Raw genomic sequence first — 18,679 nt, forward strand, 5'->3', positions numbered from 1 at the left:
TCGCCGGGCAGCCCTCATACGCCCTTGCTATGTCGCTCGGAAACTACAGCCCGTACCAGCCGATGCCCTCGTCTTTCCATCCAAGCGCAATGAGAGCCTCGGCCTCTCCCTTGCTTGGTGTGTAATTATGCGTACCGACAGCCGCATATGGATTGTACTGACGATAGATGGGCACACCATTCGATCCGGCCGAATACCAACCAACGCCTTCGTCGTTCCACCCAACTGATACCAGATGGTCACGCTCCGCAGAACTTAGCGTGTAGTGATGATCGCCTGCAAATGGATTGTAGAGACGAAAAACCGGCGAATCAGAATGCCTCGGCGCAATCCAGCCCACGCCCTCATCCTTCCATCCGACTCCAACCAACGAATCGCGTTCGTAGGTACTTGCGGTATAGAAGTGCTCGCCATTATATGGATTGTACAATCGCAGCATCGTGACAGAAGTAGGATTTTGACCGTGACTAGAATCTGGATCTGGATCTGGATCTGGATCAGGTTCTGGGTCGGGTTCTGGCTTCGACGTCACGCTCACCGTACACGTAGCCTTGGCATCAGAATTGTCGACGCTCGTCGCGGTAATAACAGCCTCGCCTTCACCTACTGACGTAACAATACCGCCCTCGTCAACTGTCGCCACATTCTCGTTATCGCTCTTCCACGTTACGCTCTTGTCGTCCGCATTCTCGGGCTCGAGCGTGACATTGAGCTTCTGGCTCTCGCCCAGACCAAGGGCAAGCTTGGTTTTGTCAAGCTCAACGGCAGTCACATGAACTATATCCTTGACGGTCACCATGCACGAAGCGATCACTTCGTCATACACAGCGCTCTTGACCGTAATGACGGCAGTCCCCGCAGCCACGCCCGTGATGACCCCGTTTTCGTCGACAGTGGCAACGCTCTCGTTGTCACTTCCCCACGTCAAGAACTCCGCATCACGGTAGGATGCATTGTCGGGCTTAACAATCGCATCGAGCTTCATGGTTCCGCCGGGCTCAACGACCGCCTTCGTCTTGCTAAGAACTAGATCAGTAATAAGAACTGCCTTTTCAAGGTGCGCCCACGTATCACTATGGCCCTTTGCCCACCCGATGGGGTTCACGAGCTTGGCGTCGCCGTTATATGATCCAGCCCTCACTACCATGTCAGAAGCGAGAGAAAAGTTTGACCCGAAGCATTTCTTATCACCAGACACCGTGACAGTCCCACCGTTGACCGCAATAAAAGTAGGGCTACCGGACGGCGATGAGACGGTGACGAGTCCTCGTTCGGTCCCCCTGGCAGAGACGACGCCGTTGTTAATCGTGATATGCGCCGCCCTAGCTCCCCAATACCCTACGGTACTTACGGTACCCCCATTAACAACAATGTCCTCGACACAGGTAATGCCTGACCCAGCAAGCCCGTTATAATTGCCAAGGTTTGTAGCTTTCAAATAGCCACCATTAATGGTTATCGAATCAGCAGCGCGAAGACCACTGCTCGAACCCGCTACGTCAACAAGGCCACCGTTGAGAGTAAACGCACTGGTCCAAATGCCTGCATGATTTGGGCTATTTGAAATCAGACTGCCTCCATTAACTATTATCGTTTCGCTCGTGAGAGGACTCGTAATCCCATCATTCATTTCCGCTAAGGTATTTACCACAACGTCGCCGCCATTGATCGTCAGCATATTCAAGGAGATGGACTTCCCACTCCCGGTCACAGTCATGCGTCCCGCGTGCATTCCCGTGCTCTGACCATAAACTGTCAGACTTCCAATAGACCCACTGACTGCCGGGTCGCTTGATGCCATGTGGTTGATTACCAGAGCCGAATCATCACAGAGAATTACTTTCGCGTCACCCTCAACGCTCAGCGAATGCACAAACCGGTTTCCCTTTACAACATACCAGCCGGTTCCATAAGTAGACACTGCACCATCGGCATAATCACGGCAATACTGCTCCTCGCCGTTTTCATCAAGGTATTTGACAGGCTCGAGTTCCTCGGCGTACGCCACTACGCCTAGACCCAGCACAAGCCAAAGCCCAACGAAAAGCGCAGCCAAAATGCCAAACGTTCTCCAACGTTTCATCTGTCTCATGCCAGCCGCCCTTCCGACAGAGAATAATCTATCTATTTATGCTATCGGACAGGCAAAGCAATTAAGTCGCCCTGTCGACAAATGGTAAAACTGCCCAGTCCTCAGAACGACACCTCGCACGATAATTCAGAATGCATCCTCTACCCGCGCATAACCCCCACGACCTCGCCGGCAAGCGTGATCGACCCGCACGCGACGAAGGGCTCGTCGGCGACGCTCTCGAGGGCCTCCCCCACCGTCGGGTAGGTGCCGACGACGTTGGCGCCGGCCTCGCGGAAGGCCTCGGCGAGCTCTGCGGCGGGCAGCGCGCGTCCGCTCTGCGTCTGGGTCACGACCACGCGCGGGAACGCGCGGGCGAGAAGAGCGCAGATGCCGTGGTAGTCCTTGTCTGCCAGCACCGCGGCGACGAGCGTGGGCCGACGGGTCACGTCGGGCTCGACGGCGCTCACGGCCGTAAGGAAGGTCTCCACGGACTGCGGGTTGTGGCACGCGTCGACGAGCCCCACCGGGTCGGGGCGAACCACGTCGAAGCGGCCCGGCGTGGGGCAGCAGACGACGGAGTCGAAGAGGCGCGCGGCGTCGAGGGCGCGGCCGAGGTACTGCTCGCAGAGGGTGACGGCAAGCGCGATGTTGGCCGCCTGGAAGGCGGGCTTGAGGGCACTCACGCCCACGTAGGTCGCATTGGGCGTCGTGACGTCGAGCACGAGCGAGCCGCCGATGCGCTCGGGGTGGCGCGTCACGGCGAAGCTCGCGTGCGTGAGGTCGGCATGCGCGCGGACCTCACCCGCGTGCATCTCTCCCGCGCATTCCGCGGGGTCGTCCGCACGCACGAGCACGGGCATGACGCCCGTCTCGCGGCAGCGCGCGAGGAACACGTCCTCCACGCTGGCCGGCGTGGCCGTGCCGACGCCGAGGGCGCAGGTGCGACCGGGCTTGATGATGGCGGCCTTCTCGCCGGCGATCGCCTCGAGCGTGTCGCCGAGGATGCGCGTGTGGTCGAGTCCGATGCCGGTGACGGCGACCGAGCGGATGGACCGGGACGCACTCGTGGCGTCCCAGCGCCCTCCCATCCCGACCTCGAGCACCACGACGTCGACGCCCTTCTCGGCGCAGACGACGAGCGACGCGACCGTGACCAGGTCGAACTCCGTGACGTCATAGGGCTCCTCGCCCCGCGAGACGCGAGCCTCGTTCACGCGGCGCCCGGCCTCGATGGCCGCGGCGATGCCGTGCGCGAAGTCGGCGGGCGCGACGGGCTCGCCGCAGATCTCCAGACGCTCGTTGTAGCGCACGAGGTGGGGGCTCGTGTACAGCGCGACGCGCTTGCCCTCGCCCGCGAGGATCGCGGCGGCGAAGCGCGCGGTCGAGGTCTTGCCGTTGGTGCCGGCGACCTGGACGCAGTCGAAGCAGAGGTCGGGGTCGCCGCAGGCGGCGAGCATGTCCTCGACGGTCTCGAGCAGGGGCTTGATGCCGAGGCCAAGGGCCTCGTGCAGCGCAGAGACGGCGTCGTCGAGGGACGTCTCCTCAACGTCGAAGGGAAGGTGGTACATGGATGATGCCTCCGTATGTCTTGTGTGGAGAGCTGGCGCAACGCGCCGAGAAGAGCCTGGGCCGCGCCCGGGGCCGCCCCGGGGCGCAGCCGCTACAGCCCGAGCAGCCTCAGGGCCTCCTCGCGGGTCTTGAGGTCCTTGAAGCAGCCGCGGACGGCCGAGGTCATGGTGAGCGAGCCGGCGCTCTTGATGCCGCGCATGTTCATGCAGGTGTGCTCCGCCTCGAGGACCACGAGGACCCCGAGCGGCTCGAGCTCGCGCATCATCGCGTCGGCGACCTGCGCGGTGAGGCGCTCCTGAACCTGCGGGCGCCTCGCGTAGCCGTTCACGCAGCGCGCGATCTTGGAGAGCCCCGTGATGCGGCCCCGGCGCGGGATGTAGCAGACGTGGGCCCTGCCGGTGAAGGGCAGCAGGTGGTGCTCGCACATCGAGGAGAACGGGATGTCGCGAACGATGACCATCTCCTCGTTGTCGCTCTCTTGGAACTGCTTGCGCAGGTGGGCGCCGGGGTCCTCCTGCATGCCGCCGAAGATCTCGGCGCAGGCGCGGGCCACGCGGTCGGGCGTGCCCTGCAGCCCCTCGCGGTCGGGGTCCTCGCCGATCGCGAACAGCAGCTCGCGGACGGCCGCCTCGACGCGCCCCTTGTCCAGCTTCCCGTACTCGTTGCGCTCGTCGCTCATCGGACGATCACGCTCCTCTCGGCCGCACGCACGACGTGCTCCATGAGCACCGCGACGGTGACTGAGCCGACGCCGCCAGGCACCGGCGTGATTGCAGATACGATGGGCGCCACCTGGTCGAAGTCGACGTCGCCCACAAGGCGGCCGGCCTCCTCGTCCCAGTTGATGCCCACGTCGACGACCGTCTGGCCGGCGCGCACGCACCCGTCGCCGATCGTCTTGGCGTGGCCCACGGCCGCCACGAGAATGTCCGCCTCGCGGCAGGCGCCGGCAAGGTCGGCGGTCCTCGAGTGGCAGACGGTCACGGTAGCGTCACGCTGGAGCAGCAGCATCGAGACGGGCCTGCCGATCACCGGCGAGCGCCCCACGACGCAGGCGCGCCTGCCGGACAGCTCGATCCCGTAGTGGTCGAGAATGCGGACGCACCCCTCGGCCGTGCACGGGGCGAACCCGACCTCGCGGCCGGCGTAGACGCCGAAGGCCGAGGCGGGCGTGATGCCGTCGACGTCCTTCTCGGGCGCGAGCGCCGCGCAGGCCTCGTCCTCGTCGAGATGGGCGGGCAGCGGACGAAGCATGAGGCAGCCGTGGACGGAGTCGTCCTCGTTCACGGCGCGAATGGCCGAGAGGAGCTCGCCTTGGCTGCAGGTCTCCCCCAGCGCCAGCGGCCGCGCCTCGATCCCCAGGGCGGCGCAGCGCTTCTCGGCGGCGCGCTGGTAGGTGAGGTCGTCCGGGCGCTCCCCCACGCGGATGATCGCGAGCGCGGGCGTGACGCCCTGCTCGCGAAGCGTGGCGATGCGGCCGACGAGGTCCTCCTGGATGGCGCGGGAGACGGGTGCGCCCTTCAGCTCGAGCGTCATGCGGACCTCCTCATGCGTGCGGAGACGCGCTCGAAGGCGGCGCGGCCGCGCGGGGCAAACTCGCAGAGGAGCTCGTCGCACTCGCGCTCGGCGGCGCGGGCCCACTCGGCGTCTGCCGCAGAGACCGTGTTAGCCAGGACGGAGAGGCTTGCCGAATCGAGGGCGCAGGCCGCAAGCGATCCCGCGACGCCCACGTCGGAGAGGAGCATCCTCTTGCAGACGCCCTCGAGCCCCTCAACGAGCTCGACCACCTTGGCCGCGGTGCGCATGACTCGGAGGGGCACGTCGGCCGCCTCTCGGCAGGCCTCGTCGACGGAGACGGCACGAGAGGCGTCGTCGCGGCTCATCCCAAAGGCGCGGGAGAGCGCCAGGTAGGCCTCGGCGTCCTTCTCGACGAGCTCGACGAGCTCGGCCGAGAGGACGCGCGAGCGCTCGACTATCGAATCGAGGACGTCGTCGGAGACCGACTCGTCCTTGGGTCGGGTGAAGGCGGCCGCCATCGAGGCAAGGCTCGCCGCAAGCGCACCGGCATAGGCGGAGGCACCGCCCCCGCCCGGCACCGGCGTGCGCGCCGCGAGGTCGCCCGCGAACTCGGCGAGGCTCGACTGCGTGAGGTTCATCCTTGTACCACTCCTATAAGAAAGGGCGCCCCGCAGGGCGCCCGCAAGACACCTGTCTGTGACAGTCTAGAACAGTCCGACGATCTTGCCATCCTCGGTCACGTCGATCTTCTCGGCGGCGGGGACCTTGGGAAGGCCGGGCATCGTCATGATGTCGCCCGTGAGCGCGACGATGAAGCCCGCGCCCGCAGAGACGCGCAGGTTGCGCACCGTGATGCGGAAGCCCTTGGGCGCACCGAGCTTCTTGGGGTCATCCGAGAAGGAATACTGCGTCTTCGCAATGCACACGGGAAGCCCATCGAAGCCGAGCTCGGTGAGCTGCTTGAGCTGGCGCGAGGCCTTCGGGGTGAAGTCGACGCCGTCGGCGTGGTAGATCCTCTTGGCGACGGCCTCGATCTTCTCGGCGATCGAGCAGTCGAGCTCGTATGAGTAGTGGAAGTCGGAGGGCTGCTCGCAGAGGCGCACGACCTCCTCGGCGAGCGCGACTCCGCCCTCGGAGCCCTTGGCCCAGACCTCGGAGAGCGCGACGTTGACCCCGAGCTCGCCGCAGCGCTTGGCGACGAGGTCGAGCTCGGCCTTGGTGTCGGTCGGGAAGGCGTTGATGGCCACGACGACGGGCAGGCCGTAGACGTCCTGGATGTTGGAGACGTGCTGCAGGAGGTTGGGCATGCCGGCCTCGAGGGCCTCGAGGTTCTCGCTCGTGAGCTCGTCCTTAGGCACGCCGCCGTTGTACTTGAGGGCACGCACGGTGGCCACAAGCACGACGGCGTCGGGGGCCACGCCCATCGCGCGGCACTTGATGTCGAGGAACTTCTCGGCACCGAGGTCGGCGCCGAAGCCCGCCTCGGTCACGACGTAGTCGGCGAGCTTGAGGGCGCAGGAGGTCGCCTCGACGGAGTTGCAGCCGTGGGCGATGTTGGCGAAGGGGCCGCCGTGGACGAAGGCGGGGTTGTTCTCGAGCGTCTGGACGAGGTTGGGCTTGATGGCGTCCTTGAGCAGGGCGCACATGGCACCCTCGGCCTTGATGTCGGCGACCGTGACGGGCTTGCGATCGTAGGTGTAGGCGACGACCATGCGCGCGAGGCGTGCCTTGAGGTCGGCGAGGTCGGTCGCGAGGCAGAAGACGGCCATGACCTCGGAGGCCACGGTGATGTCGAAGCCGTCCTCGCGGGGCATGCCGTCGGCGATGCCGCCGAGGCCGTCGACGACGTTGCGGAGCTGGCGGTCGTTCATGTCGACGCAGCGTTTCCAGACGACGCGGCGCGGGTCGATGCCGAGCTCGTTGCCCTGTTTGATGTGGTTGTCGAGCATGGCGGCGCAGAGGTTGTTGGCCGCGCCGATGGCGTGGAAGTCGCCCGTGAAGTGGAGGTTGATGTCCTCCATGGGGACCACCTGCGCGCGGCCGCCGCCGGCCGCGCCGCCCTTGATGCCGAAGACGGGGCCGAGTGAGGGCTCCCTCAGGGCGAGCATCGTCTGGTGGCCGCAGCGGTTCATGGCGTCGGCCAGACCGACCGAGGTCGTGGTCTTGCCCTCGCCCGCGGGCGTAGGGTTGATGGCCGTCACGAGGACGAGCTTGCCCTTGCGGGGACGATCGGCCAGCGGGTGGATGTCGACCTTGGCCTTGGTGCGGCCGTAGGGCTCGAGCAGCTCCTCCGCGATGCCGGCCTTGCGCGCGACCTCGACGATGGGAAGCATCTCGGCCTCCTGTGCGATCTCAATGTCGGACTTGTAGTCTGCCATGTGGGCGATCCCCTCCTCGCCGGCGGCGCCGGCACTCGAAGAAACAGAACCTACGCTGACGCTGATGATACCCGCTCGCTACTCGTAGCGCTCGTCGAAGACGCGCTTGGTCTTCTTCTCGCTGCGCGGCAGGACGCCGAGCTCGACAACCTTGACGAGCGGGGTGAAGCCGATCCTGCTCTTGAACTCGTGCGCGACCGCGTCGGCCGTGCCCAAAAAGTCCTGGGTGCCGTCGGTCTCGACGTAGACGCGCATGGTGTCGCGGCCCTCGAGGTGCGAGAGGCGGACCTGGTACTCGCTCGAGAGCTGCGGGAACAGGGCGAGGACCTCCTCCACCTGGCGCGGGAAGACGTTGACGCCGTGGATCTTGAACATGTCGTCGGAGCGGCCGCGGATCGTGTCGATGCGCGGGAAGGAGCTGCCGCAGGAACAGGTGCCGGGGATGATGCGGCTGAGGTCATGCGTGCGGAAGCGGATGAGGGGCGCGCCCTCCTTCACGAGCGTGGTGATGACGATCTCGCCCCACTCGCCGTCGGGCACGTTCTTGCCGGTCTCGGGGTCGATGATCTCGACGTAGAGGTAGTCGTCCCAGATGTGCATGCCCTCCTGCGCGGGGCAGGAGATGCCGATGCCCGGGCCGTAGACCTCGGTCAGGCCGTAGATGTCGAAGGACTCGATGCCGAGACCCTCGTTGATGCGGCTGCGGATCTTCTCGCCCCAGCGCTCGGAGCCGATGACGCCGCGGCGCAGATTGATCTGGTCGCGGATGCCGCGCTTCTCGATCTCCTCGGCGAGGAGAAGGGCGTAGCTCGAGGTGGCGCAGATGACCGTGGACTGCATGTCGACCATGAACTGCAGCTGCTTCTCGGTGTTGCCGGGGCCCATGGGGATGGCCATGGCGCCGAGGCGCTCGGCGCCGGCCTGGAATCCGATGCCCGCGGTCCAGAGGCCGTAGCCGGGCGTGATCTGGATGCGGTCCGCGCTCGTGATGCCGGCCATCTCGTAGCAGCGGGCGAACTGGATGGCCCAGTCCTCCACGTCCTTGGCGGTGTAGGGGACGATGACCGGGGTGCCGGTGGTGCCGGAGCTCGAGTGGATGCGCACGATCTTCTCGTCATCCACGGCAGCGAGGCCGAGGGGGTAGGCGTCGCGCAGGTCCTGCTTGGACGAGAAGGGCAGGCGCTCGAAGTCCTCGATCGAGTCGCAGCCAGTGATGCCGGCATCGCGCAGGCGCTGGCCGTAGAAGTTGTTGGACGCGCGCAGGCGCTCGATCTGCCTGTTGACGAGCTCGAGCTGGGATTCGTTGATCTGCATGGGGCCTCCGTTTCGCTTGCGTGGGTGGGGTGTGGGTCGTGGTCGATCCGCCGCGGGGGCGGGAGGGGTCAGCCCTGCCAGTCGAGGGCGCGGTCGTTGAGCTCGACGAAGCGCTCGCGGACGGACTCGTGGATGGCCTGCCTGAGCTGGTCTGTCGTGAAGCCGAGCCGGCCGGTGCGGCAGGCGGCTCCGAGGAGCAGGACGTTGAGCACCTTGGCCGAGCCGAGCTCGCGCTCGGCGCGTGCGGCATCGACGACCGTGAGGTTGGGAGCCTGCGCCTCGAGGGTGGCCATGATCTTCTCGACGTCGTAGGAGGGACCGCCGACCGTGGCCGAGACGGGGACCACCGGGCGGTCGCTCGTGACGAGCGTGCCGCCCTCGCGCAGGTACGGGAGCTGGCGCAGGGCCTCGGCGGGCTCGAAGGCGATGAGGAGGTCGGCGCGGCCGAGGCCGACGAGCGGCGAGGCGGCGCCCTCCCCCACGCGCACGTGGCTCACGACGGAGCCGCCGCGCTGCGCCATGCCGATGGTCTCGGCCGACTTGACGGAGAGGCCGGCGTTCATGGCCGCGCGGGCCAGGACCTTGGACGCGAGGACGGTGCCCTGACCGCCGGTTCCGCACAGTACGATGTCACGCCTCATGCCGATGCACCTCCCGAGATGGCACCCGTGGGGCAGACCTGCTCGCAGAGGGTGCAGCCGACGCACTGGGACTCGTCGATGGCGACCTTGCCGTCCGGGCTCGGCACGAGCGCCGGGCAGCCGAGCGTCTTCACGCAGCGCTGGCAGCCGATGCAGCGCGACCAGTCGACGTGGCTCGTGGCCTGGGGCCTGGAGACGAAGACGCAGGGGCTCTTGAAGATGATGGCCTTGACCCCGGGCTCTGAAGCGACGCGGGAGACGACGTCGACCGCGTGGTCGTGGTCGAGCGGGTCGACGGTCTCGACCACGGTGAGCCCGATGGCCCGCAGCACGGCCTCGATCGAGACCGGCGCGACCTTCTCGCCCAGGGCGGTCACGCCCGTGCCGGGATGCGGCTGGTGGCCGGTCATGGCGGTGGTGGAGTTGTCGAGCACCACGACGGTCAGGTCGGCCTGGTTGTAGAAGGCGTTCACGACACCGGTGATGCCGGAGGCGAAGAAGGTCGAGTCGCCGACGAAGGCGAAGCAGCGCGTGTCGGGCTCGACGTGGCCGACGCCCTGCGCGATCGTGATGCCGGCGCCCATGCACAGGCACGTGTCGCACATGTCGAGCGGACGGGCGTTGCCGAGGGTGTAGCAGCCGATGTCGCCGCAGTAGATGGTCTTCTCGAGGCGCATGGCCTCCTTGACGGCCAGGAAGCTCGCGCGGTGCGGGCAGCCGGCGCAGAGGACCGGCGGGCGCACGGGGAGCTCGGGCGCGTCGGCGAGCGCGGCAGGCGCGGGCGCGGAGGCGCGGCCGAGGAAGATGGCAAGAAGGTCGGCGACGTAGGCGACGGAGTTCTCGCCCGAGGGCTTGACGTCGCCGGAGAGCTTGCCGCGGATGCGCACGGGCAGGTGGTGCCTGCCGCAGACCTGTAAGAGGGCGCGCTCGATCACGGGGTCGAGCTCCTCGACGCAGAGGACCTCGTCGAGGCCGTCGAGGAAGTCGAGGGCGAGCTCCTCCGGGAAGGGGAACGGCGTCGCGACGCGCAGGATGCGGCAATCGTCGGCGCCGGCGGACTCGCGGACGTAGGCGTAGTTGATGCCGCCGGTGGCGACGCCGAGGCGCGGCGCGGCACAGACGTCGGACTCGCGCTCGAGGCGGTTCTGGGGGTAGGCGGAGAGGCGGTCGGAGAGGCTAGCGTTTCTAGCCTCGATCTCGGCGTGGGCGCGGACGGAGAGCTTGGGGAAGATGACCCAGCGGGCGGGGTCCTTCTCGAAGCCGGCGGGCAGGCTCTTCTCCCATGCGGACTCGTCCGCGACGTCGATGGCCTCGTAGCCGTGGTCGACGCGCGTCGTGGGGCGCAGGAACACGGGCGTGTGGAGCTCCTCGGAGAGGGCGAAGGCGTCCTGGACCATCTGGTAGGCGTCGGCGACGCCCGACGGGTCGAAGCAGGGGATCTTGGCGAGCTGGGCGAAGGTGCGCGTGTCCTGCTCGGTCTGGGACGAGATGGGGCCGGGGTCGTCGGCGACGACGATGACCATGGCGCCCTTGACGCCGATGTAGGCGAGGCTCATGAGCGGGTCGGCGGCGACGTTGAGGCCAACGCACTTCATGGTGACGAGCGTGCGCGCGCCCGCGTAGGCGGCGCCGGCGCAGACCTCGAGGGCGGCCTTCTCGTTGACGGACCACTCGACGTAGACGTCGTCGCCGCGGCGCTTGCGCACGGTCTCGATGATCTCGGTCGACGGCGTGCCGGGGTAGCCCGCGACGACGTTGACGCCGGCCGCGAGGGCGCCGAGGGCGATCGCCTCGTTACCCATGAGGAACTCCCTGTGCATGCTCACTCCCCCTCCAAGGATGCATGGTTCGGTTAGTCCACTCTAGCGGAGCGGGCGCGGGCGCGGGGCGATGGCCGGAATTCGTCTCGCTCCCGAAACGTTGCGGGCGGCGAGGCGTGCCGCGTTAGGTGGCGCCCGCGCGAGCCTACGCCTCGACGACGAGGTCCACCGGGACGTCATGGGGCTCGAGGCAACCCATGCCGGCAAGGCTCTCGACGCGCAGGGAGCTGCGACACAGGCCGACGGAGACGCCCTCGAAGCGGGAGAGGAAGCCGTCGTAGTAGCCGCCGCCATAGCCCAGGCGGAAGCCCTCGTCGTCGAAGGTCAGCCCGGGCACGAGGGCAAGGGAGCGGACAGCGCCTGCGGCGGAAGCAGGCTCGTGGAGGGCGGGGTCGGGCTCGAGGATGCCGAAGCGGCCGGGGACGAGGCCGTCGAGGGAGCTGACGTAGTGCCAGGCGAGCTCGCGTTGCGTCGACGTACAGCGCGGCAGGGCCACGCGCTTGCCCGCGCGAAGGGCGTCGGAGACGAGGGCGCGGGTGTCGACCTCGTCCTTGAGGGAGAGGTAGGCGTAGACGACGTCCGAGCGGCCCCAGTCCCCCATCGCGAGGACCTGCCGCCTGATCGCCTCGTCGGAGCGTCCGCGCTCGCTCGGGCCGATAGCCGCGCGGGCGGCACGAAGCCGCCCGCGAAGCTGTGCCTTGTTGTCCGTAGCGTCGACCACGCGCTAGATCGCGACGATGTTGACAAGCCTGCCGGGGACGACGATGACCTTCTTGACGTCCTTGCCGGCGATCTGGTCGGCGACGGCCTCCTTGGCGGCCGCCTCGAGCTCGTCCTTGGAGGCGGAGGCGCTCACCTGGATGCGTGCGCGCACCTTGCCCTTGACCTGGACGGCGATCTCGATGGTGTCGCTCTTGGCCTGGGCCTCGTCGAAGGTGGGCCAGGGCTCGTTGTAGACCGAGCCGCTGAGGCCGAGCGCCTCGTGGTAGAGCTCCTCGGCCCAGTGCGGGCAGATCGGAGCGAGGATCGTGACGAGGTCGTGGGCGACGCGGGCGCACAGGGCCTTGTCGCGACGGTCGGCCTCGACGTCCACGAGGTACTTGCTCGCGGCGTTGGTGAGCTCCATGGCCGCCGAGATGGCGGTGTTGAACTGGCCGCGGTCGAAGTCCTGCGTGCACTTGATGCCGGAGGCGTGAAGCGCGAGGTTGAGCTCCTTGGCGTCGGCGTCGAGGGCGGCGGGGTCGACCTCGCCTGCGGCCGCGGTCTCGCAGAGCTGCCAGACGACGCGCCAGGCGCGCTTGATGAAGCGATTGGCGCCCGCGACGGCCTCGGGGTCCCAGTCGAAGTCCTTCTCGGGCGGCGCGATGAAGAGGATCGCGAGGCGCATGGTGTCGGCGCCGTAGGGGTCGATGACGCTCGAGGGCGGGACGACGTTGCCCTTGGACTTGGACATCGTGTCGCCGTTCTCGTCCTTGACCATGCCCTGGCAGAGCAGGTTGGTGAAGGGCTCGTCGATGTCGAGCATGCCGAGGTCGCGCAGGACCTTGGTCCAGAAGCGCGAGTAGAGCAGGTGCAGGATGGCGTGCTCGATGCCGCCGATGTAGTTGTCGACGCTCATCCAGCGGCCGGCGGCCTCCTTGGAGAAGGGGGCCTCGTCGTTGTGGGGGTCGCAGTAGCGCAGGTAGTACCAGCTGGAGCACGTGAAGGTGTCCATCGTGTCGGTGATGCGACGGGCGGGCTTGCCGCACTTGGGGCACGTCGTCTCGTAGAAGGGCGCGTACTCGGCCAGCGTCTCGCCGGCGCCGAGGTCGAGGTCCTCGGGCAGCATGACGGGCAGGTCCTCGTAGGGAACGGGGACGTCGCCGCAGCAGTCGCAGTGGATCATCGGGATGGGGTTGCCCCAGTAGCGCTGGCGGCTGATGAGCCAGTCGCGCAGGCGGAACTGGACGGTCTCGCGGCCGCAGTCGTGGTCGGAGAGCCACTTGGTGATCGCGTCGACGGCCTCGGAGTGCTTGCCGCCCTTGAGGCCGGTGAACTCGCCGGACTGGACGAGGTAGCCCTCGGCCTCCATGGCGCCGTCCCAGTCGACGGAGGTGACGCGAAGCTCGCGCTCGTCCTTGAGCTCCTCGTAGAGGGGGTCGTCCTTCTCGCAGATGATCGGGGCGATCTCGAGGTCGTACTTCTTGGCGAAGTCGAAGTCGCGCTGGTCGCCGCAGGGGACGCCCATGACGGCGCCGGTGCCGTAGTCCATCAAGACATAGTCGGCGACCCAGACGGGCACGGGGCGGCCGTTGATCGGGTTGATGACGAAGCGGCCGGTGGGCACGCCGTGCTTCTCGCGCTCGGAGCCCTGGCGGTCGACGGCGCTGACCTTCTCGGTCGCACTCTTGAGCTCGAGGTAGGCCGCCTCGTACTCGGTGCCGGCGACGAGCTCGGCGGCGAGCTCGCTCTCGGGCGGCAGCACCATGAACGAGACGCCGAAGATGGTGTCGGCGCGGGTGGTGAAGACCGTCACCTTGCGGTCGGTCGGGGTCGTGCCGTCGACGTCGGCGAGGGTGAAGTCGATCTCGGCGCCCTCGGAGCGGCCGATCCAGTTGCGCTGCTGCGCCTTGACGTTCTCGGGCCAGCCGTCGAGCTTGTCGAGGTCGTCGAGGAGCTCCTGGGCGTAGTCGGTGATCTTGAGGTACCACTGCGAGAGGTTGCGCTTCTCGGGGACCGTGCCGCACCTCCAGCACTCGCCGTTGACGACCTGCTCGTTGGCGAGAACCGTCTGGCACGTGGGGCACCAGTTGACGGGCGAGGTGTCACGGTAGGCCAGGCCCTTCTCCCACATCTTGATGAACATCCACTGGCCCCACTTGTAGTATTCGGGGTCGCAGGTGTTGAACATGCGGTCGTAGTCGTAGGAGAAGCCCATGCGCTTCATGGTCTTGACGGCCTGGGCGATGTTCTCGTGCGTCCACTTTCCGGCCTGGGTGTTGTGCTTGATGGCCGCGTTCTCGGCGGGAAGGCCGAACGCGTCGAATCCCATGGGGTGCAGGACGTCGTAGCCCCTCATGCGGGCCTGGCGCGCCATGGCGTCGCCGATGGTGTAGTTGCGGGCGTGACCCATGTGCAGGTCGCCCGACGGGTACGGGAACATCTCGAGGACGTACTTCTTGGGCTTGGTGGGGTCCTCCCCCGCCTTGTGGACGCCCTCGTCCTCCCAGACCCTCTGCCACTTGCTCTCGATGGCGCTGGCGTCGTAGGGGGGCACGCCCGCCTTGTTCTCACTGCTCTCTGCCACGATCTAACCTTTCTAAGTAGTCTGCCACCGCGACCCATTATAGGGCCTGCGGTGGCAGGCGTCGTTACGTGCGTGTGTCAGGGACCCCGCTACGAGCGGAAGTTCACGTCGGAGTTGGAGTCCTTCAGGATGACGTCGTGCGCGCCGCCCTCGACGAGCGAGGTGGACGAGACGAGCGTGATCTTGGCCTTGTCGCGCAGCTCGGGGAGGTCAAGCGCGCCACAGTTGCACATCGTGGAGCGGACCTTGGTGAGCGAGTTCTCGACGTTGTCCTTGAGCGGGCCGGCGTAGGGGACGTACGAGTCGACGCCCTCGACGAAGGAGAGGGACTTCTTGGGGCCGCCGAGGTCGTAGCGGGCCCAGTTGCGGGCACGCGCGGAGCCCTCGCCCCAGTACTCCTTCACGTAGGAGCCGTTGACGTTGAGGCGACGGGTCGGCGACTCGTCGAAGCGCGCGAAGTAGCGGCCGAGCATGAGGAAGTCGGCGCCCATGGCGAGCGCGAGGGTCATGTGGTAGTCGTAGACGATGCCGCCGTCGGAGCAGACCGGCACGTAGACGCCCGTCTCCTCGAAGTACTCGTCGCGAGCGCGGCACACGTCGATGAGCGCGGAGGCCTGGCCGCGGCCGATGCCCTTCTGCTCGCGGGTGATGCAGATGGAGCCGCCGCCGATGCCGACCTTGACGAAGTCAGCGCCGGCCTCGGCCAGGAAGCGGAAGCCCTCGGCGTCGACGACGTTGCCCGCACCGACCTTTACGGAGTCGCCGTAGTGCTCGCGGACCCACTCGAGAGTGAGCTTCTGCCACTCGGAGAAGCCCTCGGAGGAGTCGATGCAGAGGACGTCGGCGCCAGCGTCGACGAGCAGGGGCACGCGCTCGGCGTAGTCGCGGGTGTTGATGCCCGCGCCGACGATGTAGCGCTTGTGCTCGTCAAGCAGCTCGTCCGGGCGGGACTTGTGGGAGTCGTAGTCCTTGCGGAAGACGAGCGAGCAGAGGTTGCCCTCGCCGTCGACGATCGGCAGGGTGTTGATCTTGTGCTCCCAGATGATGTCGTTGCAGACCTTGAGGGAGGTCGAGGGGTCGGCCACGATGCACTCGGCGGCCGGCGTCATGAACTCGGAGACCTTCTTGTTGCGGTCGTCGCGCGAGACACGGTAGTCGCGGGAGGTGACGATGCCGCAGAACTTGCCGCGGGCGTCGCCGTTGTCGGTGACGGGCATGGTGGTGTGGCCCGTGCGGTCGCGCAGGTCGAGCACGTCCTGCAGGGTCATGTCGGGCGTGAGGGTGGAGTCGGAGACGACGAAGCCGGCCTTGTAGGACTTGACCTCGCGGACCATCGAGGCCTCCTGCTCGGGGGTCTGCGAGCCGTAGATGAAGGAGATGCCGCCCTGCTGCGCGAGGGCGATGGCCAGGCGCGGGCCGGAGACGGCCTGCATGATCGCCGAGACCATGGGGATGTTCATCTTGATGGCAGGCTCTTCTCCGCGCTTGAACTTGACAAGCGGGGTCTCGAGGGAGACGTTGGCCGGGATGTTCTCATGCGAGGAATATCCGGGAACGAGAAGGTACTCGGAGAAGGTGTGGGACTCTCCCTCAAAGAACGTTGCCATGCAGGTCTCCTATCCATATACGCGCGCCCCCGAAGGGGCGCATTTTTCTGGCCGTTAAATTGTTGGCAAGTGTACCACCGCGGGCGTGGCGGGGCCTACTTGGACCCCTCGCTCATAACCTCGTCAAAATTGACCGCGATGTCGTGCTTGGTGGGCACCCACTCGACCCTCTTGAAGAGCGCGGCCACCGTGATGGGGATGTAGCTCATCATGAAGATCGGGAACGTGAAGCAGTTGGTGACGATGCGCCACTTCTTCTTCGCGTGGATGTGCTTGCGCTCGGACACGGTCGTGAGGATGGCGAGCAGGAAGAAGACCACGTACATCGACGCGAAGGTCATGATCAGCGAGCCGACGCACATCGAGAGCTCGCCCTCGGTCGCGATGAAGCCGTGGCTGAGCGAGCCGATGATCAGGTACGCCGCGTTCACGAACGCCGAGAGGAGCGTCAGGATCATGCCGGGGGCAACCGTCATGAGCATGTCGTACGAGGCGAACGACTTGTCCTTCACGATGCCGCGGATGAAGCTGCGGTTGTAGGAGAAGAACACCTGGTAGAAGCCCTTGGTCCAGCGCATGCGCTGCGTCCAGGACGCCGCGAACGTGAGGGGCTGCTCGTCGAAGAACTCGGCGGGCGCGTAGCCGATCTGGATGCCGTGGGTGTTGCAGAAGCTGGAGAACTGGATGTCTTCGGTGAGGGTGTGGAAGTTCCAGCCGTGCATGCCGCGGATGATGGCCGACGAGACCATCCAGCCGGAGCCGGAGATGGCGCAGCTCGTGCCCAGCATCATGCGGGCGTTGTTGAGGAACTTGGCCTCGCGCAGGAACCAGAGGGCGTAGGCCGAGCTGATCCAGCTGGAGTCGAAGTTCTTGGAGTTGCGGTAGCTCGTGCAGACGAGGTAGCCGGCGTCGAAGGCGTCGTTCATGATCTCGACGTAGTTCGGCGCGATGATGTTGTCGGCGTCCATGACGAAGAAGGCGTCGTACTTGTCGCCCGTCTCGTTGAGGATGCGGTCGAAGGCGTAGTCGAGGACCCAGCTCTTGCCCTTGCGCACGAGGTCGTTGCGCTCCCAGGTGATGGCGCCGGCACGCTCGGCCTCGGCGGCAGTGTCGTCGGTGCAGGCGTCGGCGACGACGTAGCAGTCGATCTCGCCGTCGTAGTCCTGCGTCAGGATGGACTTGACGAGGTTGCCGATGACCGGCTCCTCGTTGTGGGCCGCGATCACGAAGGCATAGGTGTGCTTCTTCTTCGCCTTGGGCAGGACCACGTCACCCTTGAAGATGACCCTGATGATGTAGACGAACTGGTAGAAGTACGAGAGCGTGAAGAAGAGCCACACGATCAGGTTGAAGATGACGATCGGGGTGAGCCCTATCTTGGTGAATTCCACGTGCGCAACCTCTCATCCGTAGTGCTTGAAGCGGCCGCCTAGCCCACGAGCCGAGGGCAGATCTTCTCCCCTGCCTCGGTGCGTCCCATGGAGGCGTCCTGCATCGATTCTAGTACAGCGCGCAAATCGCTAGGGAGAATATCGGTGCGCTCTATCAACTCTCCCGTTATGGGGTGGTCGAAGCGGATCGACCAGGAGTGCAGGAACTGCCGGCGCAGGCCCCGGTTGGCGCGGTCGTCGCCGCGGCCGTAGAGCTGGTCGCCCACGCAGGGGTGGCCGATGTGGCGCATGTGGACGCGGATCTGGTGCGTGCGCCCGGTGTAGAGGTGGCACTCGAGCAGGGAGAAGCCGTCGTCGAAGCGGCCGGCCTCGAAGCGCTCGAGCGTGCGGAAGGTCGTGATGGCCTCGCGCGCCATGGGGTCGTCGCTGACGGCCATCTTGAGGCGGTCGCGCGTGGAGCGGGCGATGCCGGTCGTGATCGTGCCCTCGTCGGGCGCGACGTAGCCGTGGACCAGCGTGATGTAGCGGCGGTCGAGCACGCGCAGCCTGATCAGGTCCTGGAGCGCCTTCTGGACCTCGTCGTCCTTGGCGGCGACCATGAGGCCCGAGGTGTCCATGTCGAGGCGGTGCACGATGCCGGGGCGGTCCTCCCCCTGCAGCATGCCGAGGTGGCCGTAGCCGCAGTGCGCGACGAGCGCGTTGGCGAGCGTGTCGTCGACGTGGCCGGGGCTCGGGTGGCACACGAGGCCGGCCTGCTTGGACAGGACGATGAGGTGGTCGTCCTCGAAGCGGATGTCGAGGTCGATCTCGGGGTTGGGCGCGAGCGGCCCGCCCTCGGCCTCAACCTCGGGCACGGTCGCCTCGATGCGGTCGCCCAGGCACACGGCCTCGCTCTTCGAGGTCGCGAGCGTGGAGTTGATGGTCACGGCGCCGGCCTCGATGAGCTTGGCGCACGCGCTTCTCGACGGCATGCCCTCGACGCGGGCGAGAAAAGCGTCGAGCCTCTGCCCGTCGGCGTCCGGGCCGACGAGGGCGCTGACCAGTCGTGACGACATGTGACTCCTTTGCATTGCCTTGGGTG

General features: G+C 66.6%; 14 protein-coding genes. All 14 read right to left on the reverse strand.

What is annotated here, in order from left to right; all coding sequences use genetic code 11:
- Positions 1 to 43 precede the first annotated feature (43 nt).
- Positions 44 to 2,092: an Ig-like domain-containing protein gene (locus M5D76_RS06885; protein ID WP_248922651.1), complete on the reverse strand. Its 2,049-nt coding sequence runs from the start codon at positions 2,090 to 2,092 to the stop codon at positions 44 to 46.
- A 140-nt stretch (positions 2,093 to 2,232) separates the two neighbouring features.
- Positions 2,233 to 3,642, reverse strand: a complete 1,410-nt coding sequence (locus tag M5D76_RS06890; RefSeq protein WP_248922652.1) for a bifunctional folylpolyglutamate synthase/dihydrofolate synthase — start codon at positions 3,640 to 3,642, stop codon at positions 2,233 to 2,235.
- Positions 3,643 to 3,734: 92 nt separating this feature from the next.
- Positions 3,735 to 4,322 carry a GTP cyclohydrolase I FolE gene (gene folE / locus M5D76_RS06895; protein ID WP_248922653.1) on the reverse strand — a complete coding sequence of 196 codons (588 nt, stop codon included), beginning with the start codon at positions 4,320 to 4,322 and terminating at the stop codon, positions 3,735 to 3,737.
- A complete protein-coding gene (locus M5D76_RS06900; protein ID WP_248922654.1) occupies positions 4,319 to 5,179 on the reverse strand; it encodes a bifunctional 5,10-methylenetetrahydrofolate dehydrogenase/5,10-methenyltetrahydrofolate cyclohydrolase in 861 nt (286 codons plus the stop codon). Before M5D76_RS06900 ends, folE begins: the two co-directional genes overlap by 4 nt.
- Positions 5,176 to 5,799: a cyclodeaminase/cyclohydrolase family protein gene (locus M5D76_RS06905; RefSeq protein ID WP_248922655.1), complete on the reverse strand. Its 624-nt coding sequence runs from the start codon at positions 5,797 to 5,799 to the stop codon at positions 5,176 to 5,178. The genes M5D76_RS06900 and M5D76_RS06905 overlap by 4 nt, the downstream gene beginning before the upstream one ends.
- Before the next feature lie 66 nt (positions 5,800 to 5,865).
- Positions 5,866 to 7,539: a formate--tetrahydrofolate ligase gene (locus M5D76_RS06910; RefSeq protein ID WP_248922656.1), complete on the reverse strand. Its 1,674-nt coding sequence runs from the start codon at positions 7,537 to 7,539 to the stop codon at positions 5,866 to 5,868.
- Between the two features lie 78 nt (positions 7,540 to 7,617).
- A complete protein-coding gene (locus M5D76_RS06915) occupies positions 7,618 to 8,853 on the reverse strand; it encodes a phenylacetate--CoA ligase family protein (RefSeq protein ID WP_248922657.1) in 1,236 nt (411 codons plus the stop codon).
- A 68-nt stretch (positions 8,854 to 8,921) separates the two neighbouring features.
- A complete protein-coding gene (locus M5D76_RS06920; RefSeq protein ID WP_248922658.1) occupies positions 8,922 to 9,494 on the reverse strand; it encodes an indolepyruvate oxidoreductase subunit beta in 573 nt (190 codons plus the stop codon).
- Positions 9,491 to 11,314 carry an indolepyruvate ferredoxin oxidoreductase subunit alpha gene (gene iorA / locus M5D76_RS06925; RefSeq protein WP_248923067.1) on the reverse strand — a complete coding sequence of 608 codons (1,824 nt, stop codon included), beginning with the start codon at positions 11,312 to 11,314 and terminating at the stop codon, positions 9,491 to 9,493. The genes M5D76_RS06920 and iorA overlap by 4 nt, the downstream gene beginning before the upstream one ends.
- Positions 11,315 to 11,459: 145 nt before the next feature.
- Positions 11,460 to 12,035 carry a 5-formyltetrahydrofolate cyclo-ligase gene (locus M5D76_RS06930; RefSeq protein WP_248922659.1) on the reverse strand — a complete coding sequence of 192 codons (576 nt, stop codon included), beginning with the start codon at positions 12,033 to 12,035 and terminating at the stop codon, positions 11,460 to 11,462.
- 3 nt (positions 12,036 to 12,038) lie between these two features.
- A complete protein-coding gene (leuS, locus tag M5D76_RS06935; RefSeq protein WP_248922660.1) occupies positions 12,039 to 14,600 on the reverse strand; it encodes a leucine--tRNA ligase in 2,562 nt (853 codons plus the stop codon).
- 89 nt (positions 14,601 to 14,689) lie between these two features.
- On the reverse strand, positions 14,690 to 16,207 hold the full coding sequence (locus M5D76_RS06940; RefSeq protein ID WP_248922661.1) for an IMP dehydrogenase: 1,518 nt from the start codon (positions 16,205 to 16,207) through the stop codon (positions 14,690 to 14,692).
- Between the two features lie 95 nt (positions 16,208 to 16,302).
- The gene (locus tag M5D76_RS06945; RefSeq protein WP_248922662.1) at positions 16,303 to 17,598 is read right to left on the reverse strand and encodes a glycosyltransferase family 2 protein; all 1,296 of its coding nucleotides are present in this window, start codon (positions 17,596 to 17,598) and stop codon (positions 16,303 to 16,305) included.
- A 38-nt stretch (positions 17,599 to 17,636) separates the two neighbouring features.
- A complete protein-coding gene (locus M5D76_RS06950) occupies positions 17,637 to 18,653 on the reverse strand; it encodes an RluA family pseudouridine synthase (protein WP_248922663.1) in 1,017 nt (338 codons plus the stop codon).
- Between the last annotated feature and the right edge of the window lie 26 nt (positions 18,654 to 18,679).

Source organism: Olsenella intestinalis, from assembly GCF_023276655.1.
Lineage (GTDB): Bacteria > Actinomycetota > Coriobacteriia > Coriobacteriales > Atopobiaceae > Olsenella_J > Olsenella_J intestinalis.